Below are 20,322 nucleotides of genomic sequence, written 5' to 3' on the forward strand. Positions count from 1 at the left end.
TATCGTTCGCAGAACTTAAATGAATGTCGGGGACGCCATTTGGTGCGGCCCTTACAGGAGACAAATTGCATAGCAATTTGCTCCGGCACTACGCATCACAGCAAAGCTGTGACGCAGTCGCGCAAACAATAGTTTGCGCTTGGCGCGGGGTGGAGCAGCCCGGTAGCTCGTCAGGCTCATAACCTGAAGGCCGCAGGTTCAAATCCTGCCCCCGCAACCAAAATATTTTCCCCGAAATACAATCATGAAATACCCTTTGACACCAGCCGGGGCTATGTCCGTTAGCTGGCGAGCGAGAAATCCAGGCTAGCATTTCAGAGATCGCAGGCCAACCGCAACAAAATCGGGTTTCTCATGTGGGAACGAGACAGCAATTGGGTTCGTATTCTCCAACTCAGAATCCTGGTTGCCTCGCCGTATCGTACATTATGCAGCGCGGATACCGATCGGTCGATACTTTTGGAGCTTGTGGCTAACGATACCGTAAGCGGCGAGTTCGGCCCCGATCATGGCAACCGCCTTGTCGTCGAGAAGTGACGGATCGATGGTGGTGCGCAACTCGTAATCGACGCCGCTTTCGAGGACAAGTTCGAGGCTTTTGCGTGCTTTGAGACCACTTCCCGGTACACGGGTTATTCGATCGTAATCTGTAAAAGCTGCCTTGATGTCGAACCCGACCCAATCGACGAGAGGCAGGATCGCTGCCAGTCGCTGGGGATAGGGGCCGCCGGAATGGAGGCCGATGCGATAACCCATGGTGCGGATATTGGCGATTGCGGCGCCAAGCCCGCGCTGGAGTGTCGGCTCGCCGCCCGAAAATACGACGCCGTCGAGGAGACCTCGCCGTGTTTCTAGGAATCCGAGAAGGTCTGTCCAATCCAACTCGTTGCTGCCAATGGCGGGTAGCAGATGGGGATTGTGGCAATAGGGACAGTCCCAGGGACAGCCTTGGGCGAAGACGGTCGCGACGATCTCTCCCGGCCAGTCGCAAAACGACAGGCTTTCGAAACCGCCGACCCGAAATCGTTCCGTTCCGGTCTCAGTCACGTTGGAAGGGCTCTTCGACGAAATATCTGCGTTCGGCGAATTCGCTTTTCTTGCCAAGATTGAAGGAGGCGACGGGGCGGTGGTAACCCATCACGCGCGTCCATATTTCGCAGCGCTGACGATCCTCATCGCGCAGGGTGAAGGCGGTTGCGTGCTGGCAAGCGGTATCCGGTTCGACGATCCGGTTCATCGGGAGTTCCTTTCAGTTGGCAGCGGCGTTTCGGCGCTGTCTGGCAATCAGGTCGGCATCACATTTCGGGCAGAACTGGTGCTCGCCTTCGATGTAGCCGTGCCTGGGGCAGATGGAGAATGTCGGGGTGATGGTGATGTAGGGCAAACGGAAATTCGTCAGCGCCCGGCGCACCAGCTTGCGGCAGGCCTCCGCCGAGGACAGCCTGGTTCCCATATAGAGATGCAGGACCGTGCCGCCGGTATATTTGCGCTGCAGGGCATCCTGTCGTGTCAGCGCCTCGAATGGATCGCTGGTGAAGCCGGCCGGCAACTGGCTGGAATTTGTGTAATAGGGTGCATCCGCCGTTCCTGCCTGCAGGATGCCGTCGAAGCGCTTGCGGTCTTCACGGGCAAAGCGATAGGTGGTGCCCTCGGCCGGCGTGGCTTCCAGATTGTAGAGGTGGCCGGTTTCTTCCTGAAACATCACGATGCGGCTGCGCACATGATCCAGCAATCTCAGGGCAAAGGCATGTCCCCATTCGCTGGTGATGTCGTAACGGTCATCGGTGAAATTGCGGATCATCTCGTTGATGCCGTTGACGCCGAGCGTCGAAAAATGGTTGTCGAGCGTGCCGAGATAGCGTTTCGTATAGGGTAGAAGCCCGTCATCGATGAGGCGCTGGACGATGATGCGTTTGATCTCAAGGCTGTCGCGGCCCAGGTCCAACAGAGTGTCGAGGCTTGCCAGAAGCGCCTTCTCGTCGCCTTTGTGGAGATAACCCAGCCTTGCGCAGTTGATGGTGACGACGCCGAGCGATCCGGTCTGCTCGGCGCTGCCGAACAGGCCGTTTCCGCGCTTGAGCAATTCGCTCAGATCGAGCTGCAGGCGGCAGCACATGGAGCGGACCATGTTGGGCTGCAGTTCGGAATTCAGAAAATTCTGGAAATAGGGCAGGCCGTATTTGGCTGTAAGGGCAAACAGGCGCTCGGCATTCTCGCTTTCCCAGGGGAAATCCGGCGTGATGTTGTAGGTGGGAATGGGGAAGGTGAACACCCGGCCCCTGTCGTCGCCCTTCGCCATGACCTCCATATAGGCGCGGTTGATCATATCCATTTCGATCTGGAGATCGCCGTAGGTGAAGGGCATCACCTTGTCGGCGATGACCGGCGATTGCTCGCGCAGATCTTCCGGGCATACCCAGTCGAAGGTCAGGTTGGTGAAGGGCGTCTGTGTGCCCCAGCGGGAGGGGACGTTGAGATTGTAGATCAGCTCCTGCATACATTGCAGGACTTCGTCATAGGACAGGGCATCGACCCGCACATAGGGCGCCATGTAGGTGTCGAAGGAACTGAAGGCCTGGGCGCCGGCCCACTCGTTCTGCAGCGTTCCGAGAAAATTGACGATCTGCCCGACTGCGCTCGACAAGTGCCGTGGCGGGCCTGCTTCCACCTTGCCAGGCACGCCGTTCAGCCCCTCCATCAGCAGGGTTCGAAGAGACCAGCCGGCGCAGTATCCGGCGAGCATGTCCAGATCGTGGATATGCAGGTCGCCGCTGCGGTGGGCATTGCCGACGGCTTGCGGATAGACGTGGGAGAGCCAGTAGTTGGCGACCACCTTGCCCGAGACGTTGAGGATCAGACCGCCGAGCGAATAACCCTGGTTGGCATTGGCGTTGACGCGCCAGTCGGCACGGTCGAGATATTCGTCGATGGTGGAGACCACATCGATCGCAACCGGTGTGACGGATGCATCCGCAGGATCCTGTACGGCATCGGGAAGCCCGGTTGCCGGATGCGGGCCGCGAGTTCGGTCATCCACCACGTGTTGCATTTTCTCATCCTTCACGAATCAACATATTGCGTATGTTTCCTCGCCAAGACGCCATATGGAGTGGCATTTCGTTGACTTATCTCAACCGAGAATGACGAACGTCAAGTTGTGCGAAGGCCCTGTTATAAGAGTATATAATTTCCTGCGATTTCCCCTTTTTTGTGCATCGAGTGCTGCGCCGGCAGTTACTTGTCGGGCATAATCGATCTAATAGTTGACGAATTTTTCACCTCATATACTATATCTAGTGTTCGAGGTTCTTCCGATTCGCGTCGGAAGCTAAGACGGGAATACGGTGCGCAACGTCCATGACGGGCCGAGCAATGCCGGAGCTGCCCCCGCAACTGTAAGCGGCGAGCATCCGATCGATCACGTCACTGATGCGCAAGCATCGGGAAGGCAGATCGGATGTTTTGACCCGCAAGCCAGGAGACCTGCCTCGCAACGAAAACGTCCACGGGCGGGGTGTCCGGAAGGTCGCGTATGCGTGCGGGATGATGCCGTGCGTGCGCAACTCCGAATGCCTCGCATGAGCCACTTCGGGGTGAAGTCCTATGTCTTTGAGTTCCAGATTTTATCAACGCGAATGACGCACGTTTTCTGACGTTCGGCGGCCGGTTGCGGCTGCTTTCATCTTCGACCAATTCCTGACGGACATCCTCGCATGTCCGAACGACCTTGCACGCCTATCCGACACGAGGATCAACATGAGCATTACCGTTTACAGCAAGCCCGCCTGCGTCCAGTGCACCGCGACCACCCGCGCCCTCGATCGCCAGGGGATCGACTACAGTGTCATCGACGTTTCGACCGATGCCGCAGCTTATGAGCTGGTGCAGGAACTCGGCTACCGCCAGGTGCCGGTCGTCATCGCCGGCGAAACCCATTGGGCCGGTTTCCGTCCGGACATAATCAGTGGCCTTTCGCCTGCTCTGGCCTGAGGCCGATGGGCAAGATCGTCTATTTTTCCAGTAAATCGGAAAATACCCGCCGTTTCGTGGAGAAGCTGGGTTTGACTGCCCGGCGTATCCCAATCGGCGGCGATGAGGCGCTCGGCGTCGACAAGCCTTTCATTCTCGTCGTGCCGACCTATGGCGGCGGCGAAAGCAAAGGCGCCGTGCCGAAACAGGTGATCCGCTTTCTCAACGATGCGGAAAACCGGCAAAACATCCGCGGCGTGATCGCTGCCGGCAACACCAATTTCGGCGCGGCCTACGGGCTCGCCGGCGACATCATTTCCGCCAAGTGCCAGGTGCCGTTGCTTTACCGGTTCGAACTGCTCGGCACGCCGGAGGATGTCGAAAAAGTCAGACACGGATTGGAACGATTTTGGACACCCTAGTTCTCGACAAGCCGAAAAAGAGCGTCGAGCCCGCGCTCGACTATCACGCGCTCAATGCCATGCTGAACCTCTATGACGAGCAGGGAAAGATCCAGCTCGACAAGGACCGGCTGGCCGCAAAACAGTATTTCCTGCAGCACGTCAACCAGAATACCGTGTTCTTCCATAACCTGCGGGAAAAGCTCGATTATCTGGTTGTTGAAGGCTATTACGAGCGGGAGGTTCTGGACCAGTATTCGTTCAACTTCGTCCGTGACCTGTTCGACCATGCCTATGACAAGAAGTTCCGTTTCCCGACCTTTCTCGGCGCATTCAAATATTACACCAGCTACACGCTGAAGACGTTTGACGGAAAACGGTATCTGGAACGCTATGAGGACCGTGTCTGCATGGTGGCGCTGGCATTGGCGCGTGGTGACGAAAAGCTTGCTCGCGATCTCGTCGACGAGATCATTTCCGGCCGTTTCCAGCCGGCGACGCCGACATTCCTCAATGCCGGCAAGAAACAGCGCGGCGAACTCGTCTCGTGTTTCCTGCTGCGGATCGAGGACAATATGGAGAGTATCGGCCGCTCGATCAATTCCGCGCTGCAGCTTTCCAAGCGCGGCGGTGGCGTGGCGCTGTCGCTGACCAATCTTCGCGAGATGGGCGCGCCGATCAAGCAGATTGAAAACCAGTCCTCGGGCGTCATTCCGGTGATGAAGCTGCTGGAGGATAGTTTTTCCTACGCCAACCAGCTTGGCGCGCGTCAGGGGGCTGGCGCCGTCTACCTGCATGCCCACCACCCGGACATCATGCGCTTTCTCGATACCAAACGCGAAAATGCCGATGAAAAGATCCGCATCAAGACCCTGTCGCTCGGTGTCGTCATTCCCGACATCACCTTCGAACTCGCCCGCAACAACGAGGACATGTACCTGTTCTCGCCGCATGACGTGGAGCGGGTCTACGGCGTTCCGTTCACGGAAATCTCGGTGACGGAAAAGTATCAGGAAATGGTCGAGGACGGCCGGATCCGAAAGAAGAAGATCAAGGCGCGCGAGTTTTTTCAGGTGATCGCCGAGATCCAGTTCGAGAGCGGTTATCCCTACATCATGTTCGAGGACACGGTGAACCGCGCCAACCCGATCGCCGGGCGTATCACCATGAGCAATCTCTGCTCGGAAATCCTGCAGGTCAGCGATTCGAGCGAATTCAACGACGATCTTTCCTATGCGAAGATGGGCAAGGATATTTCCTGCAATCTCGGCTCGCTGAATATCGCCGCTGCGATGGACTCGGCCGATTTCGGCCGGACGATCGAAACCTCGATCCGGGCGCTGACGGCGGTCTCCGAGATGAGCAACATCACTTCGGTGCCGTCGATCGCCAAGGGAAATGAGGACAGCCATGCGATCGGCCTCGGGCAGATGAACCTGCATGGTTATCTTGCCCGTGAACGGATCTTCTATGGTTCGGAAGAGGGCGTCGATTTCACAAATATCTATTTCTACACGGTCGCCTATCACGCCGTGCGCGCCTCCAACCGTCTGGCGGTGGAGAAGGGAAAAAGCTTCAAGGGCTTTGAAAACTCGAAATACGCGTCCGGCGAATATTTCGACAAATATATCGGACAGGAATGGAAGCCAGCGACGGAGCGGGTGACTGAGCTATTTGAAACGGCCGGCATTCACATTCCGACGCAGGAGGACTGGTCCGAACTGAAGGCTGCCGTGATGCAGGGCGGGCTGTATAACCAGAACCTGCAGGCCGTGCCGCCAACGGGGTCGATCTCCTATATCAACCACTCGACCTCCTCGATCCATCCGATCGTGTCGAAGATCGAGATCCGCAAGGAGGGCAAGATCGGTCGTGTCTATTATCCGGCCGCCTATCTCACTAACGACAATCTCGAATATTACCAGGATGCCTACGAGATCGGCCCGGAAAAGATCATCGACACCTATGCGGCAGCCACCCAGCATGTCGATCAGGGCCTGTCGCTGACGCTGTTCTTCCGCGACACGGCCACGACCCGCGATATCAACCGGGCGCAGATCTATGCCTGGAGACGAGGCATCAAGACCATCTACTACATCCGCCTTCGCCAGATGGCGCTGACCGGCACGGAAGTGCAGGGCTGCGTATCGTGTGCACTCTAAGTCTGGTGACCAATATGAATATCCAAATAAAGAACGCAAAGCCCGCCGCCGCCATCCGCGCCATCAACTGGAACCGCATCGAGGACGACAAGGATCTGGAAGTTTGGAACCGGCTGACCAGCAATTTCTGGCTGCCGGAAAAGGTGCCGCTCTCTAACGATATCCCGTCCTGGGCCGCGCTGAAGCCGGAGGAGCAGCAGCTCACCATCCGGGTCTTCACCGGGCTTACGCTGCTCGACACGATCCAGAATGGTGTCGGCGCCGTGCGGCTGATGGAGGATGCCGTGACACCGCACGAGGAGGCGGTGCTCTCCAACGTCTCTTTCATGGAGGCCGTGCATGCTCGCTCCTATTCCTCGATCTTTTCGACCTTGTGTTCGACGCCCGATGTCGATGATGCCTATCGCTGGTCGGAGGAAAATGAGTTCTTGCAGAAGAAGTCGGCACTGATCATGCAGCAATATGCATCAGACGATCCGCTGAAGAAGAAGGTGGCCTCGGTCTTCCTTGAGAGTTTTCTCTTCTATTCCGGCTTCTATCTGCCGATATACTGGTCGAGCCGCGCCAAGCTCACCAACACTGCCGACCTCATCCGCCTGATCATTCGCGACGAGGCGGTGCATGGTTATTATATCGGCTACAAGTTCCAGCGCGCGGTGGAACTCCTGCCGGAAGCGAAACGACAGGGCATCAAGGATTTTGCATTCGATCTTCTGCTGGAGCTTTACGACAACGAGGCGAAATATACCGAGGCGCTTTACGATGGTGTCGGGCTGACCGAGGACGTCAAGAAATTCCTGCATTACAACGCCAACAAGGCGCTGATGAACCTCGGTTACGAGGCGCTGTTTCCGGCGGAAGCCTGCAAGGTCAATCCGGCGATACTTTCGGCGCTCTCGCCGAATGCCGATGAAAACCACGACTTCTTCTCCGGCTCCGGGTCTTCCTATGTCATCGGCAAGGCGGTTGCGACGGAAGACGACGACTGGGATTTCTGAGGCGCGGGCAGTAGATATACGACGAAAGGGCCGTGGGGCGCGGCCCTTTCGTTAGAGGCTCAATCTTCGGACATGGCGGTCCGTATCGCTTCCCAAGATGCCGCGTCGGGTGCCGTCAACAGGTGCCCCTCGGTCATGGTGGGGCGGTATGGCTCTCCGGTCATGGTTGCGGCATAACCTCCGGCCTCTGAATGGATCAGTACGCCGGCGGCGTGATCCCATGGTTTCAGGCTTTCGTTGAGGCAGAAGCTCATCGCGCCAGTTGCCAGCATCCGGTATTCCCAGGCCGAGCAACGCCATGTCGTGACGCGCAAGAAGCGCAGCATGCGTTGCGCCAGTTCCTTTTGCCGATCCGGCTCGAACATGTACAGCGGAATGAAGCCGTGCATCTCTCCGACCGGCGTTGGGGCAGCGACCGACAGGCGTGTGTGCGTGCCATCGGCCGCGACATGAAAGGCGCCTTGCCCACGGCGGGCGACGAGAAAGTCGCCGAGGACCGGGTAGTGGATGATGCCCGCAATGGTCTCGCCGCCCGAAACGATTGCCAGGATGCTGCCGAACATCGGCGTGCCATGGGCGAAATGCCAGGTGCCGTCGACGGGGTCGATGACCGCGGCGAGATCGGCATGGCTAAGACGCTTGAGGATCGAGGCGTCGTCCGAAACGGCTTCCTCGCCGATGATGGTGATGCCCGGCAGTCGAGCGTTCAGCTTTTCGCTGATGACCCGTTCCGACGCGATATCCGCATCGGTGACGATATCGTCCGCCATCGTCTTGGCACGAATGGTGTCCGAGGTGACCGAGTGAAAGCGCGGCAGGATTTCCGTCTTTGCCGCCTCGCGCATATCGCCCATCAGGGCAATGAGCAGTTCGTCGCTGACGGCCTTCATGCGCGGCGCGCCTTGAGATAGGTTTTCAGAGCTTCCGGTTCGTCCGTCTGGAAAACGCTGATGCCGGCATCCATCAAAGTGCCCCAGATGCGGTCGGGATCGGTCAGGGCAGTCTTGTCCACCCATTCGCCGCTGGCTTCCATGTTCAGCGTGTTCGTCCACAGCGCCATGCCGGCGTCGCGGAACATCTGACGGTTGTCGGCGATCGTTTCCAGACGGTCGAAGCGCATCTCGCACATGAACGGTTTGATTTCGGAAAGCAGTGCCATCGTCTCCTGAAACCCGGTTTCGGTGAATTTTGCCATCGCCATAAAAGGCACGCCTTCGATGTTCTGGGCAAGCACCCAGTCCAGTTCCTCGCGGGTCATGACGCGGGTTTTCAGATCGACATAGGGCGCGGCGTTCATTTCACGGGCACAGGCGGCGACTTCAGAAAACAGGCCGCGATCCTTGAGGTCGAGGTCGGCGAAAACGCGGCCGCGGATGATTTCCAGCGCCTGCTTCAACGTCGGGATACGCTGGTCGGTCGCGGGGCGATGTGCTCCGCCGTCATCCTCGCGCAGGGCGATCGCCTGCAGTTCGGCCATGGTGAATGTTTCGGCGTCGCGATCGATGCCGGCCATACGCAGCAGCGTGTCATCGTGCATGATGAACAGCTCACCATCGATGCTCTTGCGGATGTCGAGTTCGACGATATCGGCGCCGACGGCGATCGCCCGCTCGATGGCGGCCAGGCTGTTTTCCGGTGCGCCATGCCAGGCGCCGCGATGGGCGACGATAGCGGGATCGCGTTTCTGGTCGGCAATATAATCTACGTAGTGAGTCATTTTACATTTTCCTTGGGGTCAAGTCAGGCGCGGCGGGCCGCGAGATAGGATTTGAGAGCGGCTGCCTCGTCGGTCTGAATGACCGAGATCCCGGCATCGATCAGCCGTCCCCAGACGGCGTCGGGATCGAGAAGGGCAGCGGTATCGGTGAAGCCGGCGCAGGCGACGCTATCGAGCGTGTTGACCCAGAGTGCCATGCCGTTGTCACGCAGCGGGCCATCGAGAGCGGCAAGCTGTTCGAGGTCATCGAAATAGATTTCGCAGACTGTGGGTGCGAGTTCGCTCAGCAATGCGATTTGCGTGGCGGCGCCTTGTACGTTGAGCCGGGTCTTTGCCAAAAACAGGACTTCGTGCGGTACGATCGTTTCGCGGATCCAGGCGAGATCCTTTTCGCTCTTCAGCGATGCCCAGAAATCCACTTCGGCTTCGACGCCCATGGTTTTGGCGAGAGCGATGACATCCGGGATGACGTCCCGTTGCTTGACGTCGAGATGCAGGAAAATGCGGCCCTTGGTCAGTTCGAACACCTCGGTAAGGCTCGGCAGTTTTTCCGTGGTGAAGGCGTTATCGGGGCCACCATCGCGGTTGCGCAGGGCAAGCGCGGAAAGTTGCTGCGACGACAGGTTTTCCGGTGCCGTGTCGAGACCGGCCATCCGCTCCAGCGTCTCGTCATGCAGCAGACACAGTCCGCCATCGGCTGCACGGCGGACATCGATCTCGACGGCTTCGTAACCGGCATCGATCGCCCGTTGAATGGCGAGAAGACTGTTTTCCGGCGCATCCCGCCAGATGCCGCGATGCGCAACGATGGCGCAGTCGCGGGATTTATCGGCAATAAAGCTTCCGTAATTCACTGGTATTCCTTCACCGATGCAGATGCGGATCTTGCGTCGCCGAAGGCGCCGGGAATGGCGCGGCCGTTTTCGCCGTCGAAGAGATGCAGGCGGGCCTGGGGGAAGGAGAGCGACAAAGTCTGCGTCGTATCTATCTCGACACCGAAGGGCATGGCGATCCGCAGGGTCTGCTCGGCGATTTTCGTTTCGAGAATTTCGTGGGAGCCAAGGTCTTCACGATAGCGGATCTCGGTCTTGATCGAGCCACCGGCATTCACGGAAATGTCCTCCGGTCGGATGCCGAGCCGGAAGCTGCCTTCGCCCGCATAGTTGGCGACGACCTGACCATCTGCCAGCCGCAGCACGTGGCCGTCACCCGTCACATCGAGAATGTTCATTGGCGGCGAACCGATGAACTTTGCGACGAAGACCGAAGCTGGGTTGTGGTAGATCGCCTTGGGCGTATCGAACTGTTCTATATGACCCTTGTTGAGAATGAGGATGCGGTCGGCAAGCGTCATCGCCTCCACCTGATCGTGGGTGACGAAGACGCTGGTGGCGCCGATGCGGCGGTGCAGTTCGGCCAGTTCGACACGCATATCGTGGCGTAGCTGCGCATCGAGATTGGACAGCGGCTCGTCGAACAACAGTACGCCCGGCTCGCGGATGATGGCGCGGCCGATCGCGACACGCTGGCGCTGGCCGCCGGACAGCTGCCCGGGCTTGCGGGTGAGAAAGTCGGCGAGGCCCAGCATTTTTGCGACAGTTGCGACGCGCTCGGTACGCTCGGCCTTGGAAACGCCGGCAACCTTGAGGCTGTAGGCCATGTTCTCGGCCACCGTCATATGTGGATAGAGCGCATAGTTCTGGAACACCATGGCGCAGCCGCGATGTTTTGGTTCCAGATCCTGCACCTCACGGCCGCCGATGACGATCTTGCCGCCGGACACCCGTTCCAGACCGGCGATCATCTGCAGAAGCGTGGACTTGCCGCAACCCGACGGGCCGAGCACGACGGTAAACTCACCGGGGCGCAGCGAGACGTCGATCGGCGGGATGATGGTGGTCCTGGCGTCATAGGACTTGGTGACGCCGATCAGCTGAATTTCGGCCGCGGCGGCGCGAATGCTTAAGTCGATGGAGGTCATGAGATCATTTCTCCGAAAGAACGAGGCCCTGGACCAGAAAACGCTGCAGAAGAGCGATCATCGTCAGGGGAACAAGGGAGACGAGCACGGCACCGGCCATGATCATCGGGAAATCGGGAACCTGTCCGTCGGCATCCGGCACGAGGCGAGCAAGGCCGACTACGGCAGTCTGCATGTCGGGCGTCGAGGCGCCGACCAGCGGCCACAGATATTGCGTCCAGCCGCTGAGAAAAGTGAGGACGAACAGCGACGCGACGCTGGGGCGGGCAAGCGGCAGCAGGATATCGAACAGGAAACGGATCGGGCCTGCGCCATCCATGCGCGCCGCCTTGAACAGGTCCTTGGGCAGCGTCATGAAAAACTGGCGGAACAGGAAGGTGCCGGTGCCGTGCGCGACGAGTGGCGCGATCAGGCCGAAATGCGTGTTGAGCACGCTCAGTTCCAGATGCACCGGAGCACCGAAAGCGCCCGCGATCAGGTCGTTGAGGCCGGTCACGTCGAGCACCGCATTGAGCGGCGAGAAGATGTTCGAGGCGACCTGATAGGTAGTGATCACGCGGATATCGAGTGGCAGCATGATCGTTGCGAGGATAAGCGCGAAGACCACACCAGCCCAGCGGATGCGGAAATAGACGATCGCATAGGCCGACAGGAAGGACAGGGCGCAGGTTGCCAACGCGTTGGAGAAGGCCACGATCATGCTGTTGAGCATCTGGATCGGGATACGCGTGTCGTTGATGACCTTGCCCATATTGGCGAACAGTTCTGTGCCCGGAACCCAGGCCAAGCCATTTTGCAGCATGTATTCGTAGGATTGCGACGCAGTGGAGAGCGTCAGGTAGAGCGGTCCGACGATATAGAGGATGCCGATGGCCAGAAGTATGCCGGCGGCGATGTTGATGGAGCGTGCGTTCTCGACCATGGCTCAGCGCTCGTAGTTGAGGCGCCGGCCGAGGAAGACGAACTGGCAGGCTGCAAGAAGGAGAACAAAGACCATCAGGATGGCCGTCTGGGTGGAGGCGCCGGAGAGATCGAAACCGCGAAAACCATCGACATAGATCTTGTAGACGAGCAGGCTCGTCGAACCGCCCGGACCGCCTCCGGTAATGGTGTCGATCAACGCGAAAACCGAGGTGATGCTTTCGGTGAATTCCAGCACGAAGGTCAGAAAAAGCTGGGGCATTATCAGCGGCAGCTGGACATCGAAGATGCGGCGCCACGGACCGGCGCCGTCCATCGCTGCCGCCTGATACATCGTGGGCGGGATCGAGCGCAGGCCGGCCAGCAGGATGACGAAATTGAACGGAATGCCGCTCCAGACATGGGCTGCGACCAGTGTGACGAAGGCGTCGGTGCCATCGATGCCGGGATTCCACAGGCCGGGAAACAGCGTGTTGAGCGGCGCCATCAAGCCGACGAACGGGTTGAAGATGAAGGCGAAGACGACGCCGATGGAGGCGCCGGCAATGCCCTTCGGCCAGACGAGAATATTGCGCGCCGCATAGGAGAGACCGATCTTGCGGTCGGCGGCAATCGCCAGCATCAGCGGTACGATAACGGCGAGCGAGGATGCCGTCAGCATGAAGACGACTGTGCGGCCGGTGGCGGCCCAGAATTCCGGGTCCGTGAGGACGCGCCGAAAATTCTGCAGACCGACGAATTCCGAACCGCCGCCGAACGGCTGTTCAAGGAAAAACGACCAGTAGAAGGCCTGAAAGACCGGCACGTAAAAGAACAGCACGATCAGCAACATCAGCGGCGCGACCAGAAGCAGCGGCAGCCAGCGATGGCCGAACAGGGAGGATTCCGACGACATGGAGAGAGCTCCAGAACAGAAACAGGGCATGGGGCGGATGCCGCCCCATGCTGCGAAGGCTTAAAGGCCCGGATCAGGGAAGCGTCTTGCCCTTGTAGGTCTGCTCGAAGCGGCGCAGCAACTGGTCGCCGCGCTTCTTGGTGTTGTCGAGCGCCACCTGCATGGTCTGCTGGCCAGCAAAGGCCTTCTGGGTCTCTTCCATGAAGACTTCACGGAACTGGACGTAGAAACCGAGGCGGATGCCGCGGGTATCGGCAGTTGCCGGCTGGTTCATGGATTCGACGCCAACCTTGGCGGTGGCATATTTCGGCGATTTGGCGTCCGGGCTCTTGGCGATGGTATCGAGAACGTCGGTGGTGACGGGGACGTAACCGGTGGCGGCTGTGAAGAACATCTGCTGTTCCGGCTTGCGCAGGAAGTCGAGGAAGGCCTTGGCGGCTTCGATTTCGGGTTTGTCGTGGCCCTTCATGACATAGATGGAGGCGCCGCCGACAAAGGTGTTGTGGCGTTCGTAACCCTTGTACATCGGCGCCATGTTGACGGTCAGTTCGTATTTGCCGTCAAAAGCCTTGGCGGCAGCAGCGTATGAACCGGAAGACTGTTCCATCATCGCGCATTCGCCGGCATTGAAGGCGGCGGTGTAGTTGCCGGCCTTGGTATCGGCAGCGAGACGAACGAGACCTTCCTTGCGCCATTCGACCAGATTGGCGAGGTGCTTGGCGGCAAAGGTGGTGTTGATGACGTATTCGGCGTCGAGACCGTCATAGCCGTTGTGCTTGGTAGCGATCGGCAGGCCGTGACGGGCGGAGAACTGCTCCAGCACACGCCAAGTATCGCCGTCCGTGACGAACGGGCAGGCATGACCGGCAGCCTTCAGCTTGCGGGCGGCTTCGATGATCTCTTCCCAGGTTGTCGGCGTCTGCGTGATGCCGGCTTTTTCGAGTTCGGTCTTGTTCGTGTAGAACAGCAGGGTCGAGGAATTGTAGGGCTGGGCGAACAGTTTGCCCTTCGACGTTTCGTAATAGGCGCGGGCGCCGGCAATATACTGGTCCCATTTGACGTCCGGCATCAGGTCCTGAACCGGTTCGACCGCATCCGACAACATCAGGTCGAGCGTGCCGGCATCGAAGAACTGGATGAGAACCGGGTGGTTCTTGGCACGATAGGCGGCAATCGCCTTCTGCATCGACACTTCGTAGGAGCCCTGGCCGACGCAGTTGACCTTGTGCTCGCTCTGCGAGGCGTTGAACGCATCGCACTGCGCCTTGATGGCGGTTTCGACCGGGCCGGTGTTGCCGTACCAGAATTCTATGTTGGTGGCCTGTGCCGAGCCAGCACAGCCGAGAAGCGCGGCGCAGGCCGCAAGAGTGGAGATCTTCATGTTCGCTTCGCCCTTTGGATTTCCGGACCGTGCCGGTGAATGACGAGCATTTGTTACACTTAGTGTGTGACAGTTAATTGACGGGTTTTCGGCAGGTCGCATGGGAGGGTCGCCAATCCCAAGGGGATTCCCCAGCGGAATCTTAAGGGCATAGCGATTGTCACATGCGCATGGTAACTGATCGTGTCCCGGAGACTGTCATGCCCTATTCGCCCAATACGCTGATCGAACAACAATTTCTGCGCGCTAACGACGATGCGGTGGCTTCTGCCAACGAACGCAGCCTGCTCCGTCTGATCTGGCGGCATCCGGGGCTTTCCCGTTCGGAGCTGACGGGGCTTTCGGACCTGACGCAACAGTCCGTTCACCGCATTCTCGATACGCTGGCCGAACGTGGCATTGTTCTTCTGGGCGAACCGAAGCCGGGTCTTGGAAGCGGCCAGCCCAGTCCCATGCTGCAGATCAATGGCGGGCACGCTTATGCCTGCGGTCTTTCCGTCACGTCGGATGTCATCGATATCTGCATCGTCGATCTTTCGGGGAAAACACTGGCGGAAAGCAGCGTTCTCCTGTGGGATCGCGGCATGCGGAAATCCCTCGAACTCGTTTACCAGGAGCTCATCGGGCACCAGCAACGTCTCGGCCTGTCAAAGGAGCGTTTTTTCGGGGTGGGGTTCGGCATTGCCGGCTTTCATCTGGACGGCACGCGTTACAACGCTTCGTTGCCGTTGCACGAATGGTCGCTGATCGAACTCGGGCCGCTGCTTTACCAGCTCTTCGGCAAGCCGGTATGGACGATGAATGGCGCCAAGGCCGGCACGATCGCCGAGATCATGTTCGGCGCCGGGCGCCATATCAAGCATCTGGCTTATCTCAGCTTCAACTACGGTTTTGGCGGGGGCCTGATCAGCGATGGCGAACTGCTGCTTGGCGGCAATGGCAATGCCGGCGAATTTTCGCAGATGTACGATCACGAGGAAAACCTGCGTCGCCCGGCGCTGCAATATCTGCTGGAAAGGCTTCAGCGCAACGGCGTCAACGTGCCATCGATCAGCTACATGCGAAAGCATTTCGATCGCAACTGGCAGGGGGTCGAAGAATGGGTGGATGAGGTGACGCCTGCCTATAACCGTCTCGTCAATGCAATCTGGGCAGTCTACGATCCGCAGGCCATCGTTTTCGGCGGGCAAATGCCGCCCGACCTCGCGCAGATGCTGATCGACCGAACGGAATTTTTCGGCAGGCCGCGTTATGGGGCGTCACGCCCGCATCCGAAACTGATCATTTCCGAACTCGGCAGCGATGCCGCCGCAATGGGTGCAGCTGTCAGGCCGTTTCAGGCTTGCTTCTATTGAGGCGGCCGCAAGACGGAAATCATCTTGCAAAGCTGGTCTGAAACTATTCCGTTTTTGTTGTGCCGGTCGGGACCTGCCTGAAGTAGTCTTCGGCAAACCTGATGACGGGAACCTATTCGATGACCAGTGAAAATCGTGCGCGCCTGCGTGATCTCGGCATTTGCATCGGCCATTACGAGACAGGCGTGCTCAATGCGATCACCGATGTCGCCGGTGTTGCCGTCGGCCATGTCACCTGTGTCGAAGGCGAGCGGACGCGCACCGGCGTGACGGCGATCCTGCCGCATTCCGGCAATCTGTTTCAGGACAAGGTGCCGGCGGCGCTTGCCGTGTTCAACGGTTTCGGCAAGTTCGCAGGCTCGACGCAGATCGCCGAACTCGGCGAGATCGAGACGCCGATTCTGCTGACCAACACGCTCGGTGTCGGTCGCGCGATCGAAGCGCTCAACCGGCATACGCTGGCGCAGGCCGGGAACGAGCGGGTGGTGTCACTGAATGCCGTCGTCGGCGAGACCAATGATTCCCGGTTGAACGATATTCGCGCTGCCCGTCCGACCGTCGATGAAATGGCAAGCGCGCTTGCCGCTGCGAAGGCTGGCCGGGTCGAAGAAGGCGCGGTCGGCGCCGGCACGGGTACGGTCGCCTTCGGCCTCAAGGGCGGCATCGGCACCAGCTCGCGCGTCGTTTCGGTTGCCGGAACTTCCTACACGGTCGGTGTGCTGGTGCAGTCCAATTACGGCGGCAAGCTGACTGTGGCCGGACGGCCCTACGAAGCGGAAGGTGCTCACGACAAGGACGGCTCGATCGTCATGATCGTTGCGACCGATGCGCCGCTCTGTTCGCGCAATCTGAAGCGTATTGCCGAGCGTTGCTTTGGTGGTCTTGCGCGCACGGGTGCTGCGCTGAGCAACGGGTCGGGCGATTATGCGCTGGCATTTTCTACGGCCGAAGAGGTGCGCCGTACGCCGGAGCGCCGCAAGGCAATTGCTACCTATCCGGTTCTCTCCAACGATGTCGTCTCGCCGCTGTTCGAAGCCGTTATCGAGGCTGCCGAGGAGGCGATCCTCAATTCGATGACGATGGCGGCGACGACCCATGGCTACAATGCCGGGACTGACAAGCTTTCCACCATTCACGCCATTTCCCTCGACGCTCTCAAGCGCCGTTAATTATCCCCAAGACTGGAGTTCCCATGCCTGCCGCAACACCCCGCACCGTTTATCTCAACGGTGCCTTCCTGCCCGAGAACGAAGCTCATGTGTCGATCTTCGATCGCGGTTTCCTGTTCGGCGACGGCATTTATGAAGTGACGGCGGTGCTGGACGGCAAGCTGATCGACAGCCCGCTGCATATGGCTCGTCTTGAGCGCAGCGTGGGCGAAATCGGCGGTCATCTTCCGATCTCGACGGACGAGATCGTCGCGATCGAAAAACGTCTGGTCGAAGACAACAAGCTGACCGAAGGCGTAATCTACCTGCAATACACGCGCGGTGCCGAAGACCGGAATTTCCTTTATTCGGAAAATCTGGAGCCGACGCTGCTTCTCTTTACCCAGGCGAAGACGCTGGAGCATGTCGCGGCTGTCGAAAAGGGTCTGAAGGTCAAGATCGTGCCGGACCAGCGCTGGGAACGCCGCGATATCAAGACCGTCTGCCTGCTGCCGCAGGTTCTTGCCAAGCGCATCGCCAAGGCCGAAGGCTGCGACGAGGCCTGGATGATCGAGGATGGCTTCATTACAGAAGGTGCGTCTTCGACAGCCTATATCATCACCCAGGACGACAAGATCGTCACGCGCGGCAATGGCAATGCGATCCTGCCGGGCTGCACGCGGTTGGCCGTGCTCGATCTTGCCCGCGAACAGGGACTGACTGTCGAGGAGCGCCTGTTCACCGTCGAGGAAGCAATGGCTGCGCGCGAAGCGTGCCTGACGAGCGCCTCCAACTTCATCGTGCCGATCACCTCGATTGATGGAAAGCCGGTCGGCGACGGCAAGCCGGGTGCGATGTTCAAGCGCCTGCGCGAGCTTTACATGGATAATGCCCGTCGCACGGCGGTGTAATAAGAGTTCAGCCGGCGGCCAGCGTCTCCCAGATGCGTTTGACGATAGGCCGCCGGTTTTCTTTCGAGCGATAGAGCCGGATCTCGACTTCGATATCCCATTCGGGATCGGCCGCACGCATCAGCCGGCCGTCCTCGAGCTCGACTGTGACAAGGCTCTCGGGAATCCAGGCGAGCCCCCAGCCCGACATCACCATTCCCTTCAGGCCGACGGACATGCTGCCGACGTGAACGCGGTTGTCTGTCGGCAGGCGTGTCGCCAGAGCGCCGGCTACCAACTGTCCGAAGAACGAGGTCTTCTGGTAGCTGACATGGGCAAAACCCGGCTCGACGCAGTGCATCGGCTGGCCGTCCGGGTTTGGGGCGCTGACCGGAATGATGGTTTCTGCGCCCAGTCGATGATGCTCGAATTGCGGATCGAGCAGCATCGGCACGTGCTGGTTCTGATAGGTCAGGAGAAAGTCCGAATCGCCATCGACGAGTGAATCCAGGTTCTGTTCCATGCTGCCGGAATCGGGCCGCATATGGGAAACGATCGGGCCAAGCCGGGCGCTGAGATCGGTCAGCCAGTCCGGAAAGAAGGTGAAGGATAGCGTGTGCAGGGCCGTCAGCGTCACTGTGCGGGCGTCGGTGCCTTCCTCATGCTGCAGGTTGCGGCGTGCCTGATAGAGACCCTGCAAGGTCTGTTCGGCGATCGGCACGAAACGATGGCCGGCTTCGGTCAATCGGGAGGGATAGGTAGCGCGGTCAATCAGGCTGGTGCCGACCCAGGCCTCCAGCTGCCTGATACGGCGGCTGAAGGCGGATTGGGTGACGTTGCGCTCGTCCGCCGCCTTTGAAAAATTCAGCGTCTGTGCCAGCGCCAGAAAATCTTCAAGCCATTTGACTTCCACCACGCGCTCCCATGCAAAACCGGCTGCGGCTCTGCATTGGTCCCATTGGCGGGAAAATGCAATCAGCCGGTGCGGCTATATTCGATCATGCGCGCGCGGGAGAGAACTAGTTCGAGACGATTTTCGGACAGAAGGTGCAGGCAGACGCGCTTCGTCCAGGGGCCGTCCTTCAGCGTGAAGAGGAAACGGCCGTTGCCGAGTGCCTTCAGCGGCATGCGGTGACGAACCGGGCCGACGCCCATGACGAGGGTTTCGTCTGTGATTTCGAAAGTCGCGCCTTCATCGGAGAACCAGCGGCCGGAAAGCGATGCCGGGACACCCGTATCGACGGCCGGCAGAAGACGGCGGGGCGGGTGGCCGATCTGGCCGAGGATCGCCGTGCCGTCCATCTTCAGGCGCAACGGCGAGGACGCGGAGAAGGATGAGACATAACCATCCTCATCTTCATAGGCTGTATCGTCGGCATCGAGCCAGGTAATGGTCGAGCCTTTGACTTCGGCCCAGAACGGGCCGGTCTCGGTGATGTAAAGGCCATCTGTCAATGCGGAGGAGGGGACGGGTAGGGCGAGATCGAAGAGGGCGGCCATGGCCTCCTGGGCGATCTTGTTGCCGTTGGTGTCTTCCCGATTGGAGACGATGACAAAACCGCTCCGGTTTTCCTGGTCGAGAAGGAAATAGGTCTTGTAGCCCGGATGCGAGCCGCCGTGGCCGGTGAATTGGCGGTCGCCGAGCGTGGTGGCGCGCAACCCAAGGCCGTAGCCGCTTTCGCGGCCATCAGACAGGGCGCGGGGTGCGGAGAGGCGGTCGAGTGTCCCGCTGAAGGGTGCTTCGTTGGAAAGCAGGAGGCGCAGCCAGTTGGCGAGGCTCGTGGCGCTGCCGGTCATGCTGCCGGAGGCGGAAATGTGAAGACCTGCGGCGGAGAGCTGCCATTTTTCGCCGTCGTGCCAATAACCCGGCACGAGGCCGGTGACGGCATCGTTCCAGACGTCGGGGGCATCGAGCGTGGCACCGGCCCTGGCGCCTGCATCGCGGATGAAGTCGCGGAAGAACAGGCCCTTGCGCTCCAGCGCCGTCTCAACGAAGCGATAGCCGGTGTTGGAATAGGAAACTTCGGTGCCGGCTTGGTAGTTCAGGCGCGTCTGGCGGGCGAGGAGTTCCATCAGCGGGCCGGCCTTGGTTTCGGTGTAGACCGAGAGGCCGAGAAGCGACAGGCATTCGCGGGTATCCGGCAGGCCGCCGCTCATGTCCAGCGCACGGCCGACGGTGACGCTTGCGAATGGCTCCTGAAGCTCGGGCAGATGCTGGCCGAGCGTGTCGTCGAGCGAGATCGCTTCAGGATGCGTAAGCACCATGGCGCAGAAGGCGTGTTTGGTGACTGAAGCGTAGCGCACCACCGTATCAGCGGAGAAGGGCGCCATGGTCGACAGGCTCTCAACGCCGCCGACTTCTGCGAAGCGGATGCCATTGGCGTCGAAGCCGATCACGGCACCACCGGGCTGATCCGCACCCCATCCGCCAGTGAATTTCCTGACGGCTTGTTGCGCTGCTTCCCAATTGGTCGTGATCGACATTTCGCTTCTCCAGATAATTC

Annotated in this window: 19 protein-coding genes, 1 tRNA gene and 1 riboswitch; of the genes, 8 read left to right on the forward strand and 12 right to left on the reverse strand. The window is 59.5% G+C overall.

Annotated elements, in window-relative coordinates; genetic code table 11:
- Positions 1-143 precede the first annotated feature (143 nt).
- Positions 144-220, forward strand: a tRNA-Met gene (locus tag FHP24_RS21815).
- Positions 221-426: 206 nt separating this feature from the next.
- Here the strand turns inward: FHP24_RS21815 and FHP24_RS21820 are convergent.
- From FHP24_RS21820 to FHP24_RS21830, 3 genes are read right to left on the reverse strand one after another with little or no spacing between them, the layout of a single operon-like run.
- Entirely contained in the window at positions 427-1,047 is a 621-nt protein-coding gene (locus FHP24_RS21820; protein WP_210237859.1) for an anaerobic ribonucleoside-triphosphate reductase activating protein, read from the reverse strand.
- Positions 1,040-1,237: an anaerobic ribonucleoside-triphosphate reductase gene (gene nrdD, locus FHP24_RS21825; RefSeq protein ID WP_139678364.1), complete on the reverse strand. Its 198-nt coding sequence runs from the start codon at positions 1,235-1,237 to the stop codon at positions 1,040-1,042. Before nrdD ends, FHP24_RS21820 begins: the two co-directional genes overlap by 8 nt.
- Positions 1,238-1,249: 12 nt before the next feature.
- Positions 1,250-3,049, reverse strand: coding sequence for a ribonucleoside triphosphate reductase (locus FHP24_RS21830; protein WP_139678365.1), 1,800 nt, complete (start codon positions 3,047-3,049; stop codon positions 1,250-1,252).
- A 237-nt stretch (positions 3,050-3,286) separates the two neighbouring features.
- A riboswitch (cobalamin riboswitch) is annotated at positions 3,287-3,505 on the forward strand.
- A gap of 251 nt (positions 3,506-3,756) precedes the next feature.
- Here FHP24_RS21830 and nrdH point away from each other — a divergent pair.
- Genes nrdH through nrdF form a run of 4 tightly spaced genes read left to right on the forward strand, consistent with a single transcriptional unit; the run spans position 3,757 to position 7,530 of the window.
- On the forward strand, positions 3,757-3,990 hold the full coding sequence (gene nrdH, locus FHP24_RS21835) for a glutaredoxin-like protein NrdH (protein ID WP_139678366.1): 234 nt from the start codon (positions 3,757-3,759) through the stop codon (positions 3,988-3,990).
- Between the two features lie 5 nt (positions 3,991-3,995).
- The gene (gene nrdI, locus FHP24_RS21840) at positions 3,996-4,391 is read left to right on the forward strand and encodes a class Ib ribonucleoside-diphosphate reductase assembly flavoprotein NrdI (RefSeq protein WP_139678367.1); all 396 of its coding nucleotides are present in this window, start codon (positions 3,996-3,998) and stop codon (positions 4,389-4,391) included.
- Positions 4,379-6,532 (forward strand): class 1b ribonucleoside-diphosphate reductase subunit alpha, encoded by a 2,154-nt coding sequence (nrdE, locus tag FHP24_RS21845; RefSeq protein ID WP_139678368.1) that lies wholly within the window; start codon positions 4,379-4,381, stop codon positions 6,530-6,532. The genes nrdI and nrdE overlap by 13 nt, the downstream gene beginning before the upstream one ends.
- A 14-nt stretch (positions 6,533-6,546) precedes the next feature.
- Positions 6,547-7,530, forward strand: coding sequence for a class 1b ribonucleoside-diphosphate reductase subunit beta (gene nrdF / locus FHP24_RS21850; RefSeq protein WP_139678369.1), 984 nt, complete (start codon positions 6,547-6,549; stop codon positions 7,528-7,530).
- A gap of 59 nt (positions 7,531-7,589) precedes the next feature.
- Here the strand turns inward: nrdF and FHP24_RS21855 are convergent, their stop codons facing one another.
- From FHP24_RS21855 to FHP24_RS21885, 7 genes are all read right to left on the reverse strand, one after another.
- The gene (locus FHP24_RS21855; protein ID WP_139678370.1) at positions 7,590-8,420 is read right to left on the reverse strand and encodes an inositol monophosphatase family protein; all 831 of its coding nucleotides are present in this window, start codon (positions 8,418-8,420) and stop codon (positions 7,590-7,592) included.
- Complete coding sequence (locus FHP24_RS21860) at positions 8,417-9,247, reverse strand: glycerophosphodiester phosphodiesterase family protein (RefSeq protein WP_139678371.1); 831 nt, start codon at positions 9,245-9,247, stop codon at positions 8,417-8,419. Before FHP24_RS21860 ends, FHP24_RS21855 begins: the two co-directional genes overlap by 4 nt.
- A 23-nt stretch (positions 9,248-9,270) precedes the next feature.
- Positions 9,271-10,101, reverse strand: coding sequence for a glycerophosphodiester phosphodiesterase family protein (locus tag FHP24_RS21865; protein ID WP_139678372.1), 831 nt, complete (start codon positions 10,099-10,101; stop codon positions 9,271-9,273).
- Positions 10,098-11,228, reverse strand: a complete 1,131-nt coding sequence (locus tag FHP24_RS21870) for an ABC transporter ATP-binding protein (protein WP_139678373.1) — start codon at positions 11,226-11,228, stop codon at positions 10,098-10,100. Before FHP24_RS21870 ends, FHP24_RS21865 begins: the two co-directional genes overlap by 4 nt.
- Positions 11,229-11,232: 4 nt before the next feature.
- Positions 11,233-12,150, reverse strand: a complete 918-nt coding sequence (locus FHP24_RS21875; protein WP_139678374.1) for an ABC transporter permease subunit — start codon at positions 12,148-12,150, stop codon at positions 11,233-11,235.
- Between the two features lie 3 nt (positions 12,151-12,153).
- Complete coding sequence (locus FHP24_RS21880; RefSeq protein ID WP_139678375.1) at positions 12,154-13,044, reverse strand: carbohydrate ABC transporter permease; 891 nt, start codon at positions 13,042-13,044, stop codon at positions 12,154-12,156.
- A 73-nt stretch (positions 13,045-13,117) separates the two neighbouring features.
- The gene (locus tag FHP24_RS21885; RefSeq protein ID WP_139678376.1) at positions 13,118-14,425 is read right to left on the reverse strand and encodes an extracellular solute-binding protein; all 1,308 of its coding nucleotides are present in this window, start codon (positions 14,423-14,425) and stop codon (positions 13,118-13,120) included.
- Positions 14,426-14,625: 200 nt separating this feature from the next.
- Between FHP24_RS21885 and FHP24_RS21890 the strand changes: the two genes are divergently transcribed.
- The 3 genes from FHP24_RS21890 to FHP24_RS21900 all read left to right on the forward strand — a co-directional run bounded on the left by FHP24_RS21890 (position 14,626) and on the right by FHP24_RS21900 (position 17,839).
- Positions 14,626-15,780 (forward strand): ROK family transcriptional regulator, encoded by a 1,155-nt coding sequence (locus tag FHP24_RS21890; protein ID WP_139678377.1) that lies wholly within the window; start codon positions 14,626-14,628, stop codon positions 15,778-15,780.
- A 119-nt stretch (positions 15,781-15,899) separates the two neighbouring features.
- The gene (locus FHP24_RS21895; protein ID WP_139678378.1) at positions 15,900-16,949 is read left to right on the forward strand and encodes a P1 family peptidase; all 1,050 of its coding nucleotides are present in this window, start codon (positions 15,900-15,902) and stop codon (positions 16,947-16,949) included.
- Positions 16,950-16,972: 23 nt separating this feature from the next.
- Positions 16,973-17,839, forward strand: a complete 867-nt coding sequence (locus tag FHP24_RS21900; RefSeq protein WP_139678379.1) for a D-amino-acid transaminase — start codon at positions 16,973-16,975, stop codon at positions 17,837-17,839.
- Positions 17,840-17,846: 7 nt separating this feature from the next.
- On the opposite strand, the gene FHP24_RS21905 is transcribed toward FHP24_RS21900, so the two are convergent.
- Both FHP24_RS21905 and FHP24_RS21910 read right to left on the reverse strand, forming a co-directional pair.
- The gene (locus tag FHP24_RS21905) at positions 17,847-18,731 is read right to left on the reverse strand and encodes a LysR substrate-binding domain-containing protein (protein WP_139678380.1); all 885 of its coding nucleotides are present in this window, start codon (positions 18,729-18,731) and stop codon (positions 17,847-17,849) included.
- A gap of 62 nt (positions 18,732-18,793) precedes the next feature.
- Positions 18,794-20,302 (reverse strand): serine hydrolase domain-containing protein, encoded by a 1,509-nt coding sequence (locus FHP24_RS21910; RefSeq protein ID WP_139678381.1) that lies wholly within the window; start codon positions 20,300-20,302, stop codon positions 18,794-18,796.
- Positions 20,303-20,322: the final 20 nt, after the last annotated feature.

The organism is Aliirhizobium smilacinae (assembly GCF_006335145.1).
GTDB classification, from domain to species: Bacteria; Pseudomonadota; Alphaproteobacteria; order Rhizobiales; family Rhizobiaceae; genus Neorhizobium; species Neorhizobium smilacinae.

Coding starts and splice junctions, on each gene's coding strand:
- FHP24_RS21870 (WP_139678373.1), bottom strand. CDS start 11,228: ATGACCTCCATCGACTTAAGCATTCGCGCCGCCGCGGCCGAAATTCAG.
- FHP24_RS21875 (WP_139678374.1), bottom strand. CDS start 12,150: ATGGTCGAGAACGCACGCTCCATCAACATCGCCGCCGGCATACTTCTG.
- nrdF (WP_139678369.1), top strand. CDS start 6,547: ATGAATATCCAAATAAAGAACGCAAAGCCCGCCGCCGCCATCCGCGCC.
- FHP24_RS21890 (WP_139678377.1), top strand. CDS start 14,626: ATGCCCTATTCGCCCAATACGCTGATCGAACAACAATTTCTGCGCGCT.
- FHP24_RS21910 (WP_139678381.1), bottom strand. CDS start 20,302: ATGTCGATCACGACCAATTGGGAAGCAGCGCAACAAGCCGTCAGGAAA.
- FHP24_RS21830 (WP_139678365.1), bottom strand. CDS start 3,049: ATGCAACACGTGGTGGATGACCGAACTCGCGGCCCGCATCCGGCAACC.
- FHP24_RS21860 (WP_139678371.1), bottom strand. CDS start 9,247: ATGACTCACTACGTAGATTATATTGCCGACCAGAAACGCGATCCCGCT.
- FHP24_RS21855 (WP_139678370.1), bottom strand. CDS start 8,420: ATGAAGGCCGTCAGCGACGAACTGCTCATTGCCCTGATGGGCGATATG.
- nrdI (WP_139678367.1), top strand. CDS start 3,996: ATGGGCAAGATCGTCTATTTTTCCAGTAAATCGGAAAATACCCGCCGT.
- FHP24_RS21885 (WP_139678376.1), bottom strand. CDS start 14,425: ATGAAGATCTCCACTCTTGCGGCCTGCGCCGCGCTTCTCGGCTGTGCT.
- FHP24_RS21900 (WP_139678379.1), top strand. CDS start 16,973: ATGCCTGCCGCAACACCCCGCACCGTTTATCTCAACGGTGCCTTCCTG.
- FHP24_RS21895 (WP_139678378.1), top strand. CDS start 15,900: ATGACCAGTGAAAATCGTGCGCGCCTGCGTGATCTCGGCATTTGCATC.
- nrdH (WP_139678366.1), top strand. CDS start 3,757: ATGAGCATTACCGTTTACAGCAAGCCCGCCTGCGTCCAGTGCACCGCG.
- nrdD (WP_139678364.1), bottom strand. CDS start 1,237: ATGAACCGGATCGTCGAACCGGATACCGCTTGCCAGCACGCAACCGCC.
- FHP24_RS21880 (WP_139678375.1), bottom strand. CDS start 13,044: ATGTCGTCGGAATCCTCCCTGTTCGGCCATCGCTGGCTGCCGCTGCTT.